Raw genomic sequence first — 18,417 nt, 5'->3', positions numbered from 1 at the left:
TCGTTAACCGGTAAATCAACGGGCGGTATGACACCGCCCGTCTTTTAAATCTAGAGGACTAAGATTATGACGTCAAGAAGCCCAAAACCAGCGACTAAAAAAGTTAACCAGGTAACGGATGATTCTAAGGTGACTAAAGCACCAGAAGCACCAGAAGCTAAAGAGGTAGATGTTTTATTCATCCAATCAAAAGGTGAACGCTTTAGACGCTGTGGCCGTGAGTTCAATAAAAACGGCGAAGGCATCCCATTGGATAGCTTAACCGAAGAAGAAATTGCCACGTTAGAAAGCGAGCCGCAGCTAAGCTGCCAACGTACGACGGCTGAAAAAGCGGCTGAATAATGAGTTATTGCACGCTACAGGATCTACGTGATCGATACGGTGATGATGAGCTGATACAGCTCACAGATCGCACCAATATCGGCACGATCAATGAATCGGTTGTTAACCGCGCCGTTGCCGATGCAGACGGTGAAATTGATGGTTATTTAGGTGGTCGTTTCAATGTTCCAGCAGATCCGATCACTAAATCATTAGTCCGTGTAGCGTGCGACATTTCTCGTTATTACTTATATGACGACGGTGCAACTGAGGCAGTTGTCCGTCGTTATAACGATGCGGTGAAGTTCGTTAAATCAATCGGCAAAGGCGAAATATCCATCGGTGTGGATGCTGCTGGCGAAGCTCAAGAAAGCGAAAGCCTAGCCATTATGCAATCAGGCGGCAGTGTGTTTAACCGCAAAGACAAGAGCTTTATCTGATGAGTATAGTCGCTGTTGAGGATCACTTGATCAGTAAAACCAAAGCAATGTTTGGCGGCTATTTGAATAAGGTTCAAGTGTTACCTAACGCACTTAATTTAGGTGTTTTGAAAACCATGTTGCCCGCTGCACCAGCGGTTTATTTTGCGTTTCTTGGTGGGAGCGCCGGCGAAGGTGACGCAAGAATAAATGGGCGTTTTGATGCCTACGTAATCACGCGACATGTAGGCAATGATGAGGCCCGTAGGCGCGGTGACAGCACTACTATTGGGGCTTATGACATTATTCAAGGACTGATACCAGAATTGCACGGGAGCACGGTTGATGGTGTTGGGACTCTACAGTTTAAGAGCGTGAGTAATCTTTTCTCAATCCAGCTGGAAGAAACATTTAAGGCTGCATTTTATGCGCTAAGTTTTGAACTTCCAAATATGCCATTTCCAGATGTCGTTGATGACACGCTGGAAAACTTTATCACCTACCACGCAGAACACTCAATGACCGAGGGCGATAAAGAGCCACTGGCCATTGATGAATTAACTTTACCTCAAGAATAGGAACCCAATATGAGCAAGCAAGATGGAAAGATTTTTGTAAAACCCACCAACCCAAAAGTGATGGTTCGCAACCCTGAACGTGGTGGTCACTTAAACAGCGACGGCGAATATGTGCCTAAAAATGCTTATTGGCAACGTCGTATCAACGATGGCGATATCGCTGAAGCAAAACCATCCACTAAAAAAAGTATTAAGGAGTAAACCATGCCTATTTCATTTAATGAAATCCCCGCCGCACTTCGTATCCCTGGTACGTATGTTGAATTTGATAACCGCCTTGCCGGTAATGCAGCCATTGATTTTAAAGTATTGGTTATTGGCCAACGTTTAGCTGCCGGTAGCGTAGCCGCGGGCATTGCGACACGCGTTAATACACAAGAGCAAGCCGAGGAGTACTTTGGCCGCGGTTCAATGCTTGCCGAACAAATTAAAGCGATTAAAAACGCTGAACAATTTATTGAAACCTATGCCATTGCACTGGATGAAGATGGCGCAGGTGCTGAAGCAGCTGGCACCCTGACCGCTACCGGCCCGGCAACCGCAAATGGAACGTTGGCTATTTATATAGGTGGAACCCGTGTGTTAGTGGGCGTTCAATCCGGCGATGTGCAAGATGATATTGCCACCGCAATAGCGGCTGCGATAAATGCCGACACTACATTATCGGTTACAGCCGTTGTCAACGGTGTTACCACCAATCAAGTGGATATCACGTGCCGTTGGAAAGGTGAAACCGGTAACGACATCGATCTGCGAATGAATTACTTTGACGAGTCAATACCAGAAGGTGTTGGCGTAACCATCGTAGCGATGGCCGGTGGAGCAACAAACCCAGATATCAGCACCACCATCGCCGCATTAGGCGACGAATGGTACAACTGGATGGTAATGCCGTTTACCGATGCGGCCAATTTAACCTTGCTCGATGCTGAACTCGATTCACGTTGGGGGCCTATGCGTCAAATCGGCGCACGTGCTTTTACTGCATATCGTGGGTCACACGCGGTTAGCGGCACCTTTGGCAATACACGCAACAACCCACATGTGACATGCATGGCGACCAATACATCGCCACAGCCTCCTTATATATGGGCGAGTGTGAATGCGATTATTGGCGCCAAGTACTTGTCGATTGACCCAGCGCGTCCTTTGCAACGTTTAAAGCTCACAGGCATTAAAGCCCCGGTTAAAGAAATTCGCTGGACAGACACTGAGCGCAACCAATTATTGTTTGATGGTATTGCTACTTACACCGTTGCACACGATGGCAGCGTGATAATCGAGCGTCAAATTACGATGTATCAAAAGAATGCGTCCGGCATTTCGGATGATTCATATCTCGATATCAACACACCGGAAACCTTAGAGCGCATTCGCTTTGAGCAACGTGCCATGTTTGCTCAAAAATACCCACGCCACAAATTGGCTGAAGACAGTATGCGTGTTGCGCCTGGTCAAGCGATTATGCAGCCGAAAATCGCAAAGTCTGAATTGTTGGTGCTGTACACCGAGATGGAACAAAAAGGCTGGGTGCAAGACTACGAAGGTTATAAAGAAGCCTTATTAACTGAGGTTGATGTTGATGATCGCTCGCGTTTAAACATCTACGACTCACCGCAGTTGGTTGGCCAAATGCGCGTAACAGCAATTCATAACGAATTTCGTCGTTAGACAACAATAAGGAAAAAGATCATGAGTGGACAAATAACAGGAAAAGTCGTTATACGCGTTGACGGTGCTGTGTTACCGACTGAAAACAAAGCAACGCTTGCGGGGGCTGGTGTCACCAGAACCCCAGAAGCGCACGGTGGGAAGACTTACTTCAGCGAAGAAGAGACACCGCCATCGTTAGAAGCAACGGTGTTAATCACAAAGGATACGGATGTTTTTGCATTAAACAAAATCACCAATGCAACCGTGTTTTTTGAAGCCGATACAGGCCAGCAATACATTATGCGTAATGCGTTTACTACCGAGGTGGTGCCACACGATGGCAGCGGTAAAACGCCGTTAAAAATGTCGGCTGAAAGTGTGGATAAAATTTAATGAGCATCGTTGAGGTTCCTCTAGAACACGGCCTTAAGCTAGGTGAAGCTATTTTAAAAGTAGCTACCTTACGTGAGTCCACTGCCGGTGATGTTATTGAAGCGCAGGAAGAAGCAGAGAAATTAATCATGGTACCGGATGAAAATGGTCAGCTTCAGCCGCAACTTGTGCCCAGCCCAACAATGGTGGGCGTACATGTGCTGAGGCGGCAAATTAAGTCGATCGATGATGTGTCTGGCCCGTTGTCATTGGAGCAATTAAAAACCCTGCACCCTGAAGACCTGAATGCCCTACAAAACATGGCCAATAAATTAGATCAGGCGGCAGAAGTCGTTGCGGAGGCAATAGAAACGCGGGGGCGATCTGATCAGTCTGGCGAAAACGCTTGATCGGTTAACACTGGTTATTGCCATTCGCACAGGCTGGCAGCAACAGCAGCTGCATAAACTGAGTATTCGACGTTATTTAACTTATTTAGGGCATTTAAAAACAATTCAATGAATGATATCAAGACCAGTGTCGTTGTTGATCTATCGGGCAACCTAGCTCGCAACGCTAAAAAGTATGAAAATTCTTTGGGAAACTTCTCAAAGAATGGACAGCGGCACTTGTCACGCTTAAGCCGTGTGGCCGGTTCTACTGGCCGCATGCTTAGTAGAGCCGGTAATCGTTATACCGCCTTAATTGGCGGGGTTGCGGGTGTTGCGGTGGGCAAACAACTCATTAGCCTGGAACGACGCTTTACACGTTTAGGCATTCAGTCTAATAAATCAGCTGATGATATGAACAGGCTGAAGAATGAAATTTATGACGTAGCCAATGCACCGAATATACGCGTTGATCCATCTGAAATAACATCGGCTATTGAAGCGATAGTTGAAAAAACAGGTGATCTGGATTTTGCTCGTCGTAATATCGATAATATCGGCCTTGCGATACAGGCCACCGGTGCAAGTGGCTCAGCCATTGGCGAAATTATGGCCGAGTTCCAAAAAATGGGCATAGTGATTGATAAGGACGTTATCACTGCACTGGATACGTTAAATGTACAAGGCAAAGAAGGTGCGTTCACCTTAGAAAACCTAGCGGCGCTTGGGCCACGTGTAGTAACTGCTTACACCTCTATGGGGCGTGGTGGTGTTCAAGCAATTCGCGAAATGGGTGCAGCTTTGCAAGTTATTCGTCAAGGCACAGGCACGTCAGAAATGGCCGCCACTGCCTTTGAGGCAATGCTACGGACGCTGGGTGATGATAAAAAAGTAAAGATGCTGCAAAAAGGTGGCATCAAAGTATTTGATGTTGAAGCGTTAAAGCGAGGCGAAGAAATACTACGACCAATTAACGAATTGATGGTCGAGATTGTTGAAAAAACAGGTGGTAAGAAAACGTTACTGAGTAAGGTTTTTGAAGCGGAAGCAGTTCGTGCTTTTAATGCCGCGAGTTCTGAGTTTCAAAGAACGGGTGCAGTGGCCAGCATGGATAAATTCATGCAAGTGCATGCCGATGGAACCACGACCTTAGATGATTCGTCACGTGCCGCTAAAGATGCTGCAGGCAGTGTGGAAATGCTATCAACGGCATGGAAATCATTTGCCGACAAAACATTCTCTGGCCCCCTTAAAGATGCATCCGAATTACTCGACAAATTAGGCAGCGAGAGAACTGGGAAAATCATCAAGGGAGCCGCCATTGGTGTTGGTGGCTTGATTGCAGGTTCATTGGCTGTGAAAAGCGTGGGTGTTGTTAAAGATGTCGCTGGCTTATTTGGTAAAGGTAAAAAATCGGGCATTGCTGGTGCGTTAAGCAGTGCTGGCGCCACGCCTGTTTATGTGGTGAATATGCCAGGTGATGGTTTAAGAAAAGGCGCGAAAAAAGGCTTTAGAACAGGCTCATCATTGAAAGACAGAGTGGCTAAAAAAGCATCTTTATTCAATACCAAAAGCACATTGAAATTAGGTGCCGCTGGTTTAGGTACCGCTTCTTTAGCGGCGACTGCAGCGGGCGCTGTTGGCTATGGCGTAGGCACGGGCATTTATTCACTGATAGACGAAACATCGTTTGCAGATACATTGGGTTCTGTTATTGCTAAAACGCTGGCCGCATTGGGTAACAACGAAGCACAAGCAGCGGTTGCTGCATCAAAATTGCACATCGAGGTGAGTGACAAACGGGTGCAGGTTAAAAAAATACAAGGCGAAAACTTAGACATTCAAGTTGATGCCGGCATGGCAATGGCGGCTGGCTAATGAGTTGGCGAGATAGCTATACCGGTGGCGGTAAATTCCGCAATGTTGAGTTCCTGGTCAAATCATCCAGTACTCAATTTGGCCGCCGCAAAGTGGTGCATGAATATCCAAAAAGAGATACTCCTTACGTAGAAGATATGGGTTTGAAAGCCCGTGAGTTCACGCTTGAGGCGTTTGTGATAGGTGAAAATTACCACACGCAGCGCGATGCGTTAATGGACGCAATTGATAAGGCTGGCGCGGCTACTTTAGTACATCCTTACCTCGGTACCATGCGTGTTGATGTGCTAGATGCGCGTCAACGTGAAGACAGTCAACACGGTGGCCGTTGTCAATTCACCCTTACGTTGGTGATAGCAGGTAAAAACAAATACCCTGATCAACAGATTGATACTCAAGCGGTGGTTGATGCACAAGCTAACTTGTCACTTATTGAAATAAAGAATGACTTCATTAACGCGTTTAACGCAGTCGGTTTAGTGGCGGCTCATGCACAAGAGCTTGAAGCCGAATTAGACCAGATTATTACACTCATCAGTGGTCAGATTGGATCTGTTTTAGAACCTATCACGTCATTGATTTATACCCCTGCAAGTCTTGCAACGGCATTACTCGGTTCGGTGAGCAAAATAAGCGCCGCTGCGAGCAGTCCAACATCTGCATTTAAGTTGTACCGCCCCTTGCTAAATAGCGACACCAACAGCCCGTCTATTCCAGCGACAACGGCCAGTCGCATTCAACAAACAACCAGTGCAGCCGCGGTGCATGCTTTGGTTAAGCGCAGTGCCTTGGTTGAAGCTGCCAGAGTATCTAGCCAAATAGATTATTTGACGTATGACGATGCGATTACCATGCGTAATGTGCTGCTTGATGAGCTCGATGTGCAAATGCGTACCGATGACGTGAGCGACGTTGTTTTTAATAGCCTATTAGATTTACGAGCTGCCGTTGTTAACGATATTCGTACACGCGGTGCTGATTTATCACGCTTGAGCACACATGTCGCACAGGCCGTTCAACCTGCTTTGGTGATCGCTCATCAGCTATACGGTGATGCGAATCGTGAAGCTGAATTGATTAGCCGCAACAACATTCACCACGCTGGGTTTATGCCAGCCAGTGAGCCGTTGGAGGTGCTGAATGTCTAATGTTCGGTTAAAAGTGGATGGTGTTATTCACACGGGCTGGCTGAAAGTTCGCTTGTCTTTTTCAATGGAAAGCATTGCCAATCGTTTTAGCTTAACCCTCACCGACAAATGGTCGTCAGGTTCTTCACCACGGGCTATTAACATGGGTGCGGCGTGTGAAGTGTGGATTGATAATACAAAGGTGATCACCGGTTACATTGATGACGTAACGCCCAATTACAATGCAAGCCAGCATACGATTGTGGTCACTGGGCGCTCTAAAGCGGGTGATTTGGTGGATTGTACGCACAAGGATGGACAGTCCTTTGATACTCAAACTTTAAAGCAAGTAGCTGACACGTTATGTAAGCCATTTGGTATTAAGGTTTTAGTTTCTGAAGGTGTGGATATTGGCAAGCCGTTTGGTATAGCTGATGCGATTGAAACAGGTGAGAGCATTTTCGAGTTTCTTGAGCAAAAAGCACGTATCCGGGCATTGCGTATTGTGAGCAATATTGAAGGCGATATTGTGATTACCCGAGCCAGCAAAAACCGTATTAATACACCTTTGATATTGGGTGAAAACATTCTTAGTGCTTCCGGTGAATTTAGCCAACGTGACCGCTTTAGTGAGGTCTCTGTATTAGGTTCCCAAAGTGGTGATGATAATACTTGGGGGGCAAGTGCAGCTCATATTAAAGGTACGTATTCAGATAAGGCAATCGGCAGACACCGCCCATTAGCGATACTTGCTGATAGCAGCTTAACGCTTGACGATGCAAAAAAACGCGCTCAGTGGGAAGTTAATACACGTTATGGCCGTAGCAAAGGCATTGTTTATACCGTCAATGGTTGGCAGCACAAAACCGGCTTATGGCAACCTAATTTTTTAGTGTCTGTGCAAGACAGCTATACCGATATTGATGGCGACTTATTAATCAGTGAGGTTGTTTTAGTCATCGATGACGGCGGCGAACTGGCAGAAATAAAAGTGATGCCTACAGAAGCGTTTGAGTTGATCGAATTACCTGAACCTGCGGAGGATGTCAGTGGATTCTAAATCAATGTCTCGCTTATTAAATAACATGCTTAAGCCGCTGTATCGTCGTATTCGTTTATTGCAACGCCGTGGTGTTTTAACCAATAGCAATAGCGCGCCGAAAATGCAAACCGTACAGGTTCAACTGACGCCTGAACTGATTTTGGAAATGGAACATTTTGAACCGTATGGTTTTAGCTCTAACCCTCAAAATGGTGCGGAGCCTATTGTGTCCAACATCGAAGGTAAGAGCCACCCTATTTGCTTGATTGTTGCGGATCGCCGGTATCGGTTAAGCGGTATGAAAAAAGGTGAAGTGGCTTTATCAGATGATCTTGGTCAGAAAATACATTTAACACGTGATGGTATTGAAATGGTATCTGCTTCAGGTGCGTCATCCATAGTCATATCAGATGCCGGTATTGTTATTACGACACCCTCATTTGATTTAAACGAGGGTTAATGATGCCAGGAATAGCATGTAAATCAGTCGATAGCGCAGGTGGCGTACAGTTGAATGGGGGGCAAGGTTTTTGCCGAATCAACGGGGACAACATTGTGCTGCTAGGTGACCCTGTTCAAGGGCATGGCAACGCGCCACATGCGTCGCCTGTGATGGTAGAGGCGTCTTCGTTTGTTCGTATTAATGGTGTCGCTGTTTGTATTGAAGGTAACGCAGCATCGTGTGGGCATACAAGCACTGGGCGCGGTTTCGCAAGGATAAGTAATTGATATGGATGCTGCATTAATACAAACAGGTGGTCGCTTTGATATTGCTTTGGATGGCCCCGATTTAAAACACGACGATGGTTTACGGACGACTATTTTAATCAGTTTATTTACCGATGCTCGCGCACATGAAGACGATGTGTTGCCGAGCGATGACGGGGATCGTCGAGGTCACTGGGCGGATAGTTTTAGTGAAACAAGTCTGGGTTCAAGGCTCTGGTTATTAGAGCGTGAGAAGACCTTAGACGATGTTTTACAACGCGCACAAGAATATGCCAGTGAAGCTTTGGAATGGCTAATTGATGATGATATTGCAGAGGCTATTAATGTAACTACTGATTGGTTTGAAACAGGCAAATTAGGCATCTACATCACGTTGACTAAAGGCGATGGAAGTACCTGGCAAGACACATTTAACTATGAATTAAAGGCAGCTTAAATGGCATTTAATAGACCAAAAATTACCGAAATAATGAGTCGTATTGAAGCGGATATTGATTCACGCTTAGATGGTTCTGATCCTAAATTACGAGCAGCCTTATTGAATGCGGTAATGAACGGTGTTGCAGCTGTATCGCATGGCTTACACGGCCATTTAGATTGGCTAAGCCTGCAGATTATTCCTGATACGGCAGACTCTGAAATATTAGAGCGACATGCCAGCTGGTGGGGCATTACGCGCAATAAAGCAACCAGCGCGATTGGCTTAATTGATTTTGTAGGCACCGATGGTGCTGTTATCGGCACAGATATTCTCTGGGTGCGATCTGATGGCGTTGAGTTTGAAATTGACCAAGAAGTAACCATCGTTGCAGGGGTTGCCTCGGTATCTGTTACTGCGGTGATTGCCGGTAGCGATGGCAATACGGCGGCAGGATCTAAATTAACACCGATAACGCCATTGGCAGGTATCAATAGTGAAGCGATCGTTGATGCATCTGGCTTAACTGGCGGCACCGAGATTGAAAGTCTTGATTCATTGGGTGATCGTTTGCAAGAACGCGTACAGCAAACCCCGCAAGGTGGTGCAAAGGTTGACTATATTAAATGGGCAAAAGAAGTACCTGGCGTAACCCGTGTTTGGCCGTTTGGCCTATGGATGGGCGATGGCACAGTAGGCGTGTTCTTTACCCGCGACGATGATGTTACGTTGATACCCGATGCAGGCGAAGTAACAACAGTACAAGACTATATAGATAGCGTTCGTCCTGTAACCGCTGATGTGATCGTCATGGCGCCAACAGAAGCGGCCCAGGCGATGACCATTCAGCTATCACCTAACACCACAGCTGTTCAAGCGGCCATTGAAGATTCCTTAAACGACCTGTTTAGGGTAGAGGCTCAAGTTGAAGACGGCACTGGGTCGGGTACAGTTTTAATTAGCCATGTCCGCGAAGCAATCTCCATTGCTACCGGTGAAAACAACCATATTCTAGTGTCACCGAGTACGGATATAACCCTAAGCGCAGGTGAGCTATCAACGCTTGGCGCAATCACTTGGCAGGCGATTCCTTAATGCATAACGCGCAAGAATACACCCATCAGCTAGGCCAGCTTATGCCGCGAGGCGTTCTATGGGATGACCTCACACAATCAGATTCTGAGTTCATGAATTGGATGGGCACATTGGCGCAAGAGTTTGCGCGTATTGATGCCCGTGTATCTGATTTGATCGATGAAACAGACCCTCGCAGCATGTTTGAAATGTTGTACGACTGGGAGCAATACTTAGGCTTGCCAGACAAATGTATTGGACAGGCTGAAACGCTCGAACAACGCCGTGAAGCCGTACTTGAATTACTCACATCCGTAGGTGGTCAGTCACGCCAATATTTTATTGATCTGGCCTTAAAAATCGGCTTTGTAATCACCATTATCGAATTTGACCCGTTTACGGTAGCAGGTTCAGTTAATGAATTAATTTATGGCCAAAACTGGCAGTTCGCTTGGCAGGTTAATGCCCCGGCTGAAACGGTCACTGAACTAACAATATCCAGCGATGTTAATACCGCACTCGCAAGCTGGGGGAATACCCGACTTGAGTGCGTTCTTACACGCTTAAAACCCGCTCACACAATAATTTTATTCAGCTATGGAGGCTAATAATGGAACCACGTAATTACGAAGATGGAGCAGCTGGAACACCGCCGCTTGTTCCGTCTACACCATCAACTGGATACCCAACAGAGGGCAACCCTCAGTCGGCCATTCCAGCTACTAAACCAGGAGCACATTGGTTTTACAAAATAGGTGAGTCACTGAGAAATGTCATCACAACGGCAGGGTTAACACCTGACGATGGCGACCTTAATTTGGTACAAAAAGCGATTGTTAAAATTGTTGGCCAAAGCAACCATGTGGTGCGTTTGGACGGTGCGACATTCGCCCCCGCAGTAGCCGACGGAAATGCTGTTTATTGGGATGAAGGTAACAGCCGATACGATAAAGCCATTGCAGATGCTACCGATAAACAAGACGTTGTCGGCTTTGCTGATGTGACCAATAGCCTTGTGGAAGCCTTTGGACGCTCTGATCTATTTAGTGGATTAACGGCAGGCTCTCGGTATTACTTATCGGATGCTACAGCAGGGGCTATTACGACGGTGGCGCCTGCTGAAAAAGTGATGCTAGGACTGGCTAAGTCAGCAACCACATTGTTTGTGGATATCGACCCTGATTCATCTGTTGTTGCTGCAAGCGAAACGGAGGCGGGTGTGGTCGAGAGGTCATCGCAAGCTGAAACAGATAATTTAACCGATGACATACGCTATGTGTCGCCACTTAAAATGGGGTTTGGTTTTTCAAGTTTGTTGGCTACCAATGGTTATATTGTTTTCCCTTCGTGGCTTGGCGGATTAATTATTCAATGGGGGAAAGAAATGGCATCTGCGAGTGTTACTAAAACAGTTACATTTCCAATAGCTTTCCCTACTGAAATATTTATTGCGACAGCGACAGACGGGTCGGCTTCTGGGTCATTATATGTTGTAGGTATTGATATTTTAGATTCTGTTTCTAATAAATCAAGCATGCTCATTCGCGGGAGTTCTACAGGTTTAGGTACGTTTTATTGGACGGCGATAGGTAAATAATATGAAAAAAATCACACTAAAACAAAACGGTACATTTGACCACGTTTGGCTTAAATCAATTCACACTATCCCAGAGTCAGCCATTGAAGTAAGCAATGCTGATTTTATGTTGCTGTCTCAAAACACGAACAGCAAACGCTATGACATTGCCACTGCTACGGTGCTAGATTATGTGCCTGATTTCGTGATTGGGGATGCAAAAAACATTAAACACAGTGAAATTAGAACCGCGTTTAATACCGGTTCTGTATTACCGGTAACCGATGCCAATAGTGATGTGTGGAGCGGTGGTTTTGATTCTGCTTTAAAAATTGATGCGGCGAAACGGATGGCGGAAATGGCGGGGTTAACGGCTGTTTCTATATTTGATGCGGCGAATGTGGAGCATGCGTTAAGCCTTGCTGAAGCGGATGTAGTTATTTTGACCTTGGGCGCGGATTACCAAACAAAATTCGCACAAAAACAGGCATTAATGACGGCGGTTGATGCGTTGGGCGAAACAGCCACACAGGCTGATTTGGATGCGATTGTGGTGGCGTTTTAATTATGTGCCAATGTGAACCCGTTCGCTGGTCTGAACTATCAGCAGCAGAACAAGAAAAATACGGCAATGGTTGTGGCCCACGTCGGTTCCCAAGATGGTTGATCAATTGGCTGTTCGGCTGGTTATTTGAAGCCAGCTGCAGAAGGCACGATTTCGGTTATGCACGAGGTGGATCCAAAGCGGATAAAACAGCGAGCGATAAAGGCTTATACAACGCCATGATTCGCGATGCTGCGGTTCTGCTTAAAGACCGTAAATTACTGCAATACCTAGCCGCGCTATTAGTCGCAGTCGTGTTTTATTTAATAGTGGTGGCGCTCGGATGGGTCAGATTTGAATACGGCCCATACAAAACCAAAGAACAAATACTCAAGCAATAAAAGAAAAGAAGCGACCAGTCTGATGCATCAACATCGGACTGGTCACCAACCCACAGGAATACAGCCTGTGAGCCAGTCAAGGCTTCCCGCCGCGTCGACGCAGCAAAGGAAGCCTAGCACAAATATAAATAAAGGCTCACATGATCGAAGTACGATGCAATCGCTGCAGTAAATTATTAGCTAAAGCGTTATTCAAACAGATAGAAATTAAATGCACCCGCTGCAAAACAATTAATTTTCTGAAGGCCAATGAGCCTACCGTCACGATATGGGTTAATTGAGCCATATGAATAATTATATATTGACACATGAAAAGTTAAGGATTAGTATTCACTTACTATCGTCATATTGTTCATGTGTTATCCTCCTTATGGTGGGATGAGAAAGGGAAATATAAAACCTTCGGGAAATACCCTTCGCCGAGCACTTTTTGACGGTAGTTGAGTCCTGCCACTCCTTATTTATGATGGTGGCAAAACTACTAAAATCAAAAAGGAGGCCATCATGGCTAGTAATTCAACAGATATTATCGAAGCGCTTGACCGCTTACACGAAACCCAGCACTCATATGCCGCCATAAGAGATTTGCTTAATCAGGCTGCAAATTCTTCCAACCATGAGAGCTGCCTCGATAGCGTGGGAACCAACAACTTACTCAATTTATTTTGCCTAGTTTACGACTCAATGGAAGAAGCAATTACAAAATTAGATGATGCTCACAGGCTTGGAAACTTTCGAGTGGTGAGCTGATTATGAGCGCTAAACAGCCTTCAGCGGAAAAGCGTTGCCAAGCTATTGAGGCTGGACTGGTGTTGATTAAATCCGGATTGCCACCCACGAAGGCATGGGAGACTGTAGGCAAGCAGTTTAATGTTCATAAGAACGTTGTTTATCGGTGGTATGGAGCAGTGCGTGGTAAGCCTCGACAGGAATGGTTGGATATATTGACGGCGAAACATAAAGGACGGACAGTAACCGCGCCTTTTAGTGAGAAAGCTTGGGACTATTTTCTTGATGCTTACAGCAAGAGTAGCCCGCCCAGCATGTCAGAGGCTTATGAAAAAACGCTTGTAGAATCACGTCTGCAAAACTGGTCATTTCCCTCGGTCAGAACTGTCCAGCGTAGAGCTAAATTATCAGGCATTTCTAGGCGGTATATGTATGACATTCACGATGACGTTTGGGAGTGCTTTTTAAAGATCTATAAGGCGATGTCACAGCCTAGTTTTTCATTAGCTTATAAGGAGACGTCTGAGGTAGCTAAAAAGAACGGTTGGCAGATGCCATCATATGATGCGTTTCGACTGCTATATAACATGAAGGGTTTCGAGTTAAGGACTATTTACGACAACGATTAAGTGTTTATTAAGCCGCCCTTAAACGGGCGGTAATCCCTCTTTAATCGTTACCGATTCAAGAGGCGCGGTCACTTAACGAGCTACGAAAAGTGTATTTTCATCACTATTCATGTGTCCGGCTACAAAGAGGGTGTTTAGAGTTCGTAATACTCTCTAAAGCCAGCCAAAATAAAAAAGCCCCAACGTCGAAAAACGCTAAGGCTTTGATATATGGCTCCTCCGACTGGACTCGAACCAGTGCCCCAATGATTAACAGACATTGGTAATTTAGGGAGCCTTCAAAACTACAGTGGTTTATTCTCCTGCATACGTTTTAATACTTCTTTACAATGGTCGCGCGTTCGAATCGCGCACGACCCACCATCTATACAATAAAAGCCAGCTTTCAAGCTGGCTTTTTTGTGCCTGTAGGGCACTCATGGAACACTTCAGAATAAAAAAACGACAACAAAATACAACTCATTTATGTGTTGAGTGCGCCTCCACTTATTCAAATTTCTAAGCATCATTGTTGAACTTTATTTTAAGGAAAATTCTTGCGTTATCGGCGCTATCTTGTCTCTTAGGTTTCCCAAAATTGAAATAGAGGAGTATGTAACCCCGACGCGTGAAGAGCTTGATGAACCTTGGCAAGGTTTTCGAGTTTATCTTCTCCAATTAATATAGTTGGCGGGCAGGAAGCGCTAAAGAAGAAACGCAACAAGGGACAAGTGCAGCGCGTTAATGTCGCATCAGGTGGTCAAGCTGATGTGGGTAATGTAACTACCTATGGTAGTGACTAAAGAGTAACCAGAAAAATTCCGTCCCAAATGCTCACCCCGCGGGTTTCATCGTCACAATTAATTTCATGTAGCCGTTGTGGAACACGCTAAAAAAAGTTCAAATAAGCAAGGCATGCTTACAATGTCTCTACCTCTCATACAACCGTTATTTATGGCGCTAAATTAAGACTGGAATTAAGATACAAGCCAGCTTGAATTTCTTCAAGCTGATGGAGGGGGGAGCTTTTAATGATGAGTAACTCACTTTTCTCCTATTTTCTTAAATACTCCACGGGTATAGTTATACTTTCAGGTAGATGATTCAATGCACGATGGATAAGGGCACATGGGTATTAATGACTGTTATCAAGGTTTTTTAAAAGCACTGTTAGATAAGGGCTTGCTAAGTGATATGGATGTCGCAAAGGCTGAGCGCCTAGCCAATACCAATTCAGTATTGAGCTTGCCACAGCTACTGCTAGATTTGGGCATGTTGTCTGAAGTGGATCTGGCCGATCAATTAGCGGAGCTTAGTCTTCGGTCGCGTGTTTATGCCAAAGATTTTCCTGACAATGCGATATTGGATGGTGTATCTCCTCGTTTCTTAAAAGAGTTTTCGATTGCCGGTTTGTATGTTGATGAGCAACGCGTGGGTGTTGCGCTGATGGATCCTTTGGATGACTATGTTGCGGTGGCGTTGGCGTTGGCGTTGAATAAACAAATTGATGTTCATGTCGGTGTGCGTTCAGAGATTGAAAAGGCGGTTGCTCAACAATTGGAAGATGGCACTGAGGTGAGTGCCAGCGATGTTAATGGTAACGATGACGCAGACATTGAACGTTTGCGCGATATTGCTAGCGAAGCGCCGGTGATTCGTTTTGTTAATGCCTTGTTTCAGCAAGCGGTGGATGCTGGCGCGTCTGATATTCATATAGAGTCGATCGATAAAAGCTTAAAGCTTCGATTGCGGATAGATGGTGTACTGAAGGATATTGATTTAGCAATGGCTGGTACCGCTGTTGGGGTGATTTCTCGCGTTAAACTATTGGCCAAACTGAATATCGCTGAACGACGGATACCTCAGGATGGTCGTATTCGTTATCAGCTTAATGCAAAAGACTTTGATATGCGTGTTTCGACAAGCCCAACGATACACGGCGAAGGGGTGGTCATTCGCCTATTAGACCGCTCGCAAATTGATCTTGATTTTGAAACATTGGGCTTCGAAGGTCAGTCTTTAGAACGTTTTCTTGATGTGCTGGCGCAACCGAATGGGATTATTTTAATAACAGGACCTACTGGCAGTGGTAAAACCACAACGCTGTACACGGCCTTAACTCGGCTTAATACACCAGAGTCAAAAATTATTACAGTGGAAGATCCTGTTGAGTATGAACTGGAAGGGATTAACCAAATTCAAGTTAAAGCCGACATTGATTTAACGTTTTCTAACGTCTTACGATCCATCGTACGGCAAGACCCCGATATCATTATGGTGGGTGAAATGCGTGATACGGAAACTGCGAATATTGCGGTGCAATCTGCTCTAACGGGGCATTTGGTGTTGACCACCTTGCACACCAATGATGCGGCTTCAGGAATGATCCGTTTGCTTGATATGGGGGTTGATGACTTTTTGTTGGCTTCAACGGTAACCGGGATTTTAGCGCAACGCTTGATGAGGCGCTTATGTGATCATTGCAAGCAAGCTTATATGCCCGCTAAGGAACTAATAGAAGAATTAGCGATGCAGGCAGTGATTGACTCTGAAGGCAGCAACTTTTATGCAGCGACGGGTTGCGAACATTGCGGAAACACGGGATATAAGGGGCGGTTAGCGATGGTTGAATTTTTAGACGTATCAGAGACGATTAAAAAGCAGGTGATGGCGAGAGCGGATGCGTTTGAGATGAATGAATCTGCCTTATCAGAGGGCATGGAGTCAATGCTGGTGAATGGTCTTAAGAAAGCGGCGCGCGGTTTGACAACACTGGAAGAAGTTGTACGACTAACTAAAAAATGATGAGCTCTGCGTATGGCATCTTATTACTGTAAAGCGGTACACTCTGACGGGGGGCTAATCGACGAAGTGCGTGAAGCACCAAGTATTGAAAGTATTGTTAGCGATTTGCAAGAGCACGGCTATGTTCCTATTCGTGTGGTTCCCGCAAACACGGTTTCAGTCCGGTTCTTTTCGGGCGCTAAACAAGGTTTAAAGAATAAGCAGGTACTACTGTTTACCCAACAACTCGCAACACTGTTACAAGCTGGCTTGCCGATGGATCAAGCACTTAACATGCTGCTTGAGCTTACTGAAAGCTTGCCAGAAATTCATGGTGTTACAGAGCAGGTATTTAAGAAAATAAAACAAGGCGTGCCTTTATCCAATGCTTTACAGCAACAAGACTGTGGTTTTTCGCGTTTTTATATTGGCATTATCAAATCGGGTGAAGCGAGCGGAGACGTTGCTGGCTCATTGTCGCATTTAGCTGAATACTTGGAACGCATCGAGGCGTTACGTAGCACGGTGGTATCGGCATTGGTGTACCCCGCCATTTTATTGTTGACCTCTGTCGCATCGATTGTTTTATTAATGACCTTAGTGTTACCGCAGTTTGCCGAATTATTTGCCAGTGGGGGGAAAGAGCTTCCTTTATCTACGGCCATTGTTATGGGTATTGCGAGTGGTTTAGAATCGTATTGGTGGGTGTTGGTGCTCATTTTTATTGGCTGCGTTTCGCTGGTTCAACATATTTTAAGAACACCTGAGTTACGCTACCGTTGGGATCGGCGCTGTTTGGAAATTCCCTTAGTGGGGGATTTGGTTAAAAAAGTAGAAGTGACGCGTTTCAGTTACACACTGGCAAGCTTACTTAGCAATGGCTTGCCATTGCTTGAGGCATTATCAATTGTTAAAAATACCCTTACTAACCGGGTACTTGTTGAGCAGGTTGAGCTGGCCCGAGAGAGTTTGAAGCAAGGAACAATGATGTCGTCGGTATTTGATAGCCATGACCACTTTCCGAAGATGGTTGTACGCATGATTCGCTTGGGTGAGGAAACAGGCAACTTACAGCAAGTTCTTGATAAGTTAGCGTCTACTTATGATCAAGAAGTGAAGGTGAGTTTGCAACGATTGTTATCCTTGTTTGAGCCGGTGTTGATTTTAGTCTTGGGGCTTATTATTTCGGGCATTATTTTTTCTGTGTTACTGGCCCTTGTCAGCATTAATGATTTTGCTTTTTAGTTGCTTAAGGGCACATTATATTTTTATACAACGATGGTGATGGGTTTGATGATGAGAAAAACGAGTAGGCTGCTTCGTGGTGGCGAAAAGAAGGGTTTTACACTGATTGAAATATTGGTGGTGTTAGCAATAATTGGTCTATTGGCTGGGTTAATTGGCCCGCAAGTGATGAAGCAATTCAGTTCTTCAAAACCAAAGGCAGCACGGGTGCAAATAGAGGGCTTGGTGTCTGCATTAGAGCTCTATAGGCTAGACATCGGACGATACCCAAGTACAGATCAAGGCTTGGCCGCGCTGATTCGCTTACCCGATGACGTTAAGAATTGGAACGGCCCTTATTTGCGTAAATCGGTAATTCCGGCTGACCCTTGGGATGCGCAGTATCATTATGTCTATCCTGGGCTCAAGTCTGAGGTTGATGTGTTTTCATTTGGGGCAGATGGCCGGTCTGGTGGTGCTGATGATAATGCTGATATTAATAGTTGGGAGTAGTCTTATTTTTAATAACTCAGGCATGCTGATTTTTAATA

The 18,417-nt window shown here is 45.4% G+C and carries 25 protein-coding genes; all 25 read left to right on the top strand.

The window, feature by feature from the left end; all coding sequences use genetic code 11:
• The first annotated feature begins 66 nt into the window (after nt 1-66).
• Nucleotides 67-342, top strand: a complete 276-nt coding sequence (locus AB1Y31_07810) for a hypothetical protein (protein ID MEW4983073.1) — start codon at nt 67-69, stop codon at nt 340-342.
• Entirely contained in the window at nt 342-761 is a 420-nt protein-coding gene (locus tag AB1Y31_07805) for a phage protein Gp36 family protein (protein MEW4983072.1), read from the top strand. The genes AB1Y31_07810 and AB1Y31_07805 overlap by 1 nt, the downstream gene beginning before the upstream one ends.
• Nucleotides 761-1,318 carry a phage protein Gp37 gene (locus tag AB1Y31_07800; GenBank protein ID MEW4983071.1) on the top strand — a complete coding sequence of 186 codons (558 nt, stop codon included), beginning with the start codon at nt 761-763 and terminating at the stop codon, nt 1,316-1,318. The genes AB1Y31_07805 and AB1Y31_07800 overlap by 1 nt, the downstream gene beginning before the upstream one ends.
• Nucleotides 1,319-1,327: 9 nt before the next feature.
• Complete coding sequence (locus AB1Y31_07795) at nt 1,328-1,519, top strand: DUF2635 domain-containing protein (protein MEW4983070.1); 192 nt, start codon at nt 1,328-1,330, stop codon at nt 1,517-1,519.
• 3 nt (nt 1,520-1,522) lie between these two features.
• Nucleotides 1,523-2,989: a phage tail sheath subtilisin-like domain-containing protein gene (locus AB1Y31_07790; protein MEW4983069.1), complete on the top strand. Its 1,467-nt coding sequence runs from the start codon at nt 1,523-1,525 to the stop codon at nt 2,987-2,989.
• 21 nt (nt 2,990-3,010) lie between these two features.
• Nucleotides 3,011-3,364 carry a phage tail tube protein gene (locus tag AB1Y31_07785; GenBank protein MEW4983068.1) on the top strand — a complete coding sequence of 118 codons (354 nt, stop codon included), beginning with the start codon at nt 3,011-3,013 and terminating at the stop codon, nt 3,362-3,364.
• Nucleotides 3,364-3,753 (top strand): phage tail assembly protein, encoded by a 390-nt coding sequence (locus AB1Y31_07780; GenBank protein ID MEW4983067.1) that lies wholly within the window; start codon nt 3,364-3,366, stop codon nt 3,751-3,753. The genes AB1Y31_07785 and AB1Y31_07780 overlap by 1 nt, the downstream gene beginning before the upstream one ends.
• Before the next feature lie 108 nt (nt 3,754-3,861).
• The gene (locus tag AB1Y31_07775) at nt 3,862-5,610 is read left to right on the top strand and encodes a phage tail tape measure protein (protein ID MEW4983066.1); all 1,749 of its coding nucleotides are present in this window, start codon (nt 3,862-3,864) and stop codon (nt 5,608-5,610) included.
• A complete protein-coding gene (locus AB1Y31_07770; protein ID MEW4983065.1) occupies nt 5,610-6,758 on the top strand; it encodes a DNA circularization N-terminal domain-containing protein in 1,149 nt (382 codons plus the stop codon). Before AB1Y31_07775 ends, AB1Y31_07770 begins: the two co-directional genes overlap by 1 nt.
• Nucleotides 6,751-7,797, top strand: coding sequence for a phage baseplate assembly protein (locus AB1Y31_07765; GenBank protein ID MEW4983064.1), 1,047 nt, complete (start codon nt 6,751-6,753; stop codon nt 7,795-7,797). Before AB1Y31_07770 ends, AB1Y31_07765 begins: the two co-directional genes overlap by 8 nt.
• Nucleotides 7,787-8,239: a phage baseplate assembly protein gene (locus AB1Y31_07760; GenBank protein ID MEW4983063.1), complete on the top strand. Its 453-nt coding sequence runs from the start codon at nt 7,787-7,789 to the stop codon at nt 8,237-8,239. Before AB1Y31_07765 ends, AB1Y31_07760 begins: the two co-directional genes overlap by 11 nt.
• Nucleotides 8,239-8,508 carry a hypothetical protein gene (locus AB1Y31_07755; GenBank protein MEW4983062.1) on the top strand — a complete coding sequence of 90 codons (270 nt, stop codon included), beginning with the start codon at nt 8,239-8,241 and terminating at the stop codon, nt 8,506-8,508. The genes AB1Y31_07760 and AB1Y31_07755 overlap by 1 nt, the downstream gene beginning before the upstream one ends.
• A 1-nt stretch (nt 8,509) precedes the next feature.
• Complete coding sequence (locus tag AB1Y31_07750; protein MEW4983061.1) at nt 8,510-8,944, top strand: phage GP46 family protein; 435 nt, start codon at nt 8,510-8,512, stop codon at nt 8,942-8,944.
• On the top strand, nt 8,945-10,021 hold the full coding sequence (locus AB1Y31_07745) for a baseplate J/gp47 family protein (protein MEW4983060.1): 1,077 nt from the start codon (nt 8,945-8,947) through the stop codon (nt 10,019-10,021).
• Nucleotides 10,021-10,608 (top strand): putative phage tail protein, encoded by a 588-nt coding sequence (locus AB1Y31_07740; GenBank protein ID MEW4983059.1) that lies wholly within the window; start codon nt 10,021-10,023, stop codon nt 10,606-10,608. The genes AB1Y31_07745 and AB1Y31_07740 overlap by 1 nt, the downstream gene beginning before the upstream one ends.
• 2 nt (nt 10,609-10,610) lie before the next feature.
• Entirely contained in the window at nt 10,611-11,597 is a 987-nt protein-coding gene (locus AB1Y31_07735) for a hypothetical protein (GenBank protein MEW4983058.1), read from the top strand.
• Nucleotide 11,598: 1 nt separating this feature from the next.
• Entirely contained in the window at nt 11,599-12,141 is a 543-nt protein-coding gene (locus AB1Y31_07730) for a hypothetical protein (protein ID MEW4983057.1), read from the top strand.
• Nucleotides 12,142-12,143: 2 nt separating this feature from the next.
• A complete protein-coding gene (locus tag AB1Y31_07725; protein MEW4983056.1) occupies nt 12,144-12,521 on the top strand; it encodes a hypothetical protein in 378 nt (125 codons plus the stop codon).
• Nucleotides 12,522-12,661: 140 nt separating this feature from the next.
• Nucleotides 12,662-12,802: a Com family DNA-binding transcriptional regulator gene (locus tag AB1Y31_07720; protein ID MEW4983055.1), complete on the top strand. Its 141-nt coding sequence runs from the start codon at nt 12,662-12,664 to the stop codon at nt 12,800-12,802.
• A gap of 223 nt (nt 12,803-13,025) precedes the next feature.
• Nucleotides 13,026-13,271 (top strand): hypothetical protein, encoded by a 246-nt coding sequence (locus AB1Y31_07715; protein MEW4983054.1) that lies wholly within the window; start codon nt 13,026-13,028, stop codon nt 13,269-13,271.
• A 2-nt stretch (nt 13,272-13,273) separates the two neighbouring features.
• A complete protein-coding gene (locus AB1Y31_07710) occupies nt 13,274-13,879 on the top strand; it encodes a DNA-binding domain-containing protein (protein MEW4983053.1) in 606 nt (201 codons plus the stop codon).
• 626 nt (nt 13,880-14,505) lie between these two features.
• The gene (locus tag AB1Y31_07705) at nt 14,506-14,661 is read left to right on the top strand and encodes a hypothetical protein (GenBank protein ID MEW4983052.1); all 156 of its coding nucleotides are present in this window, start codon (nt 14,506-14,508) and stop codon (nt 14,659-14,661) included.
• 325 nt (nt 14,662-14,986) lie between these two features.
• Nucleotides 14,987-16,663 carry a GspE/PulE family protein gene (locus AB1Y31_07700; protein MEW4983051.1) on the top strand — a complete coding sequence of 559 codons (1,677 nt, stop codon included), beginning with the start codon at nt 14,987-14,989 and terminating at the stop codon, nt 16,661-16,663.
• 12 nt (nt 16,664-16,675) lie between these two features.
• Complete coding sequence (locus AB1Y31_07695) at nt 16,676-17,887, top strand: type II secretion system F family protein (protein MEW4983050.1); 1,212 nt, start codon at nt 16,676-16,678, stop codon at nt 17,885-17,887.
• Nucleotides 17,888-17,935: 48 nt separating this feature from the next.
• Nucleotides 17,936-18,379 (top strand): type II secretion system major pseudopilin GspG, encoded by a 444-nt coding sequence (gspG, locus tag AB1Y31_07690; protein ID MEW4983049.1) that lies wholly within the window; start codon nt 17,936-17,938, stop codon nt 18,377-18,379.
• The last annotated feature ends 38 nt before the right edge of the window (nt 18,380-18,417 follow it).

Source organism: Cycloclasticus sp. (assembly GCA_040743155.1).
GTDB lineage: Bacteria > Pseudomonadota > Gammaproteobacteria > Methylococcales > Cycloclasticaceae > Cycloclasticus.
The sequence above is the reverse complement of the archived record's forward strand: the minus strand, read 5'-3'. Positions and strand labels throughout refer to the sequence as shown.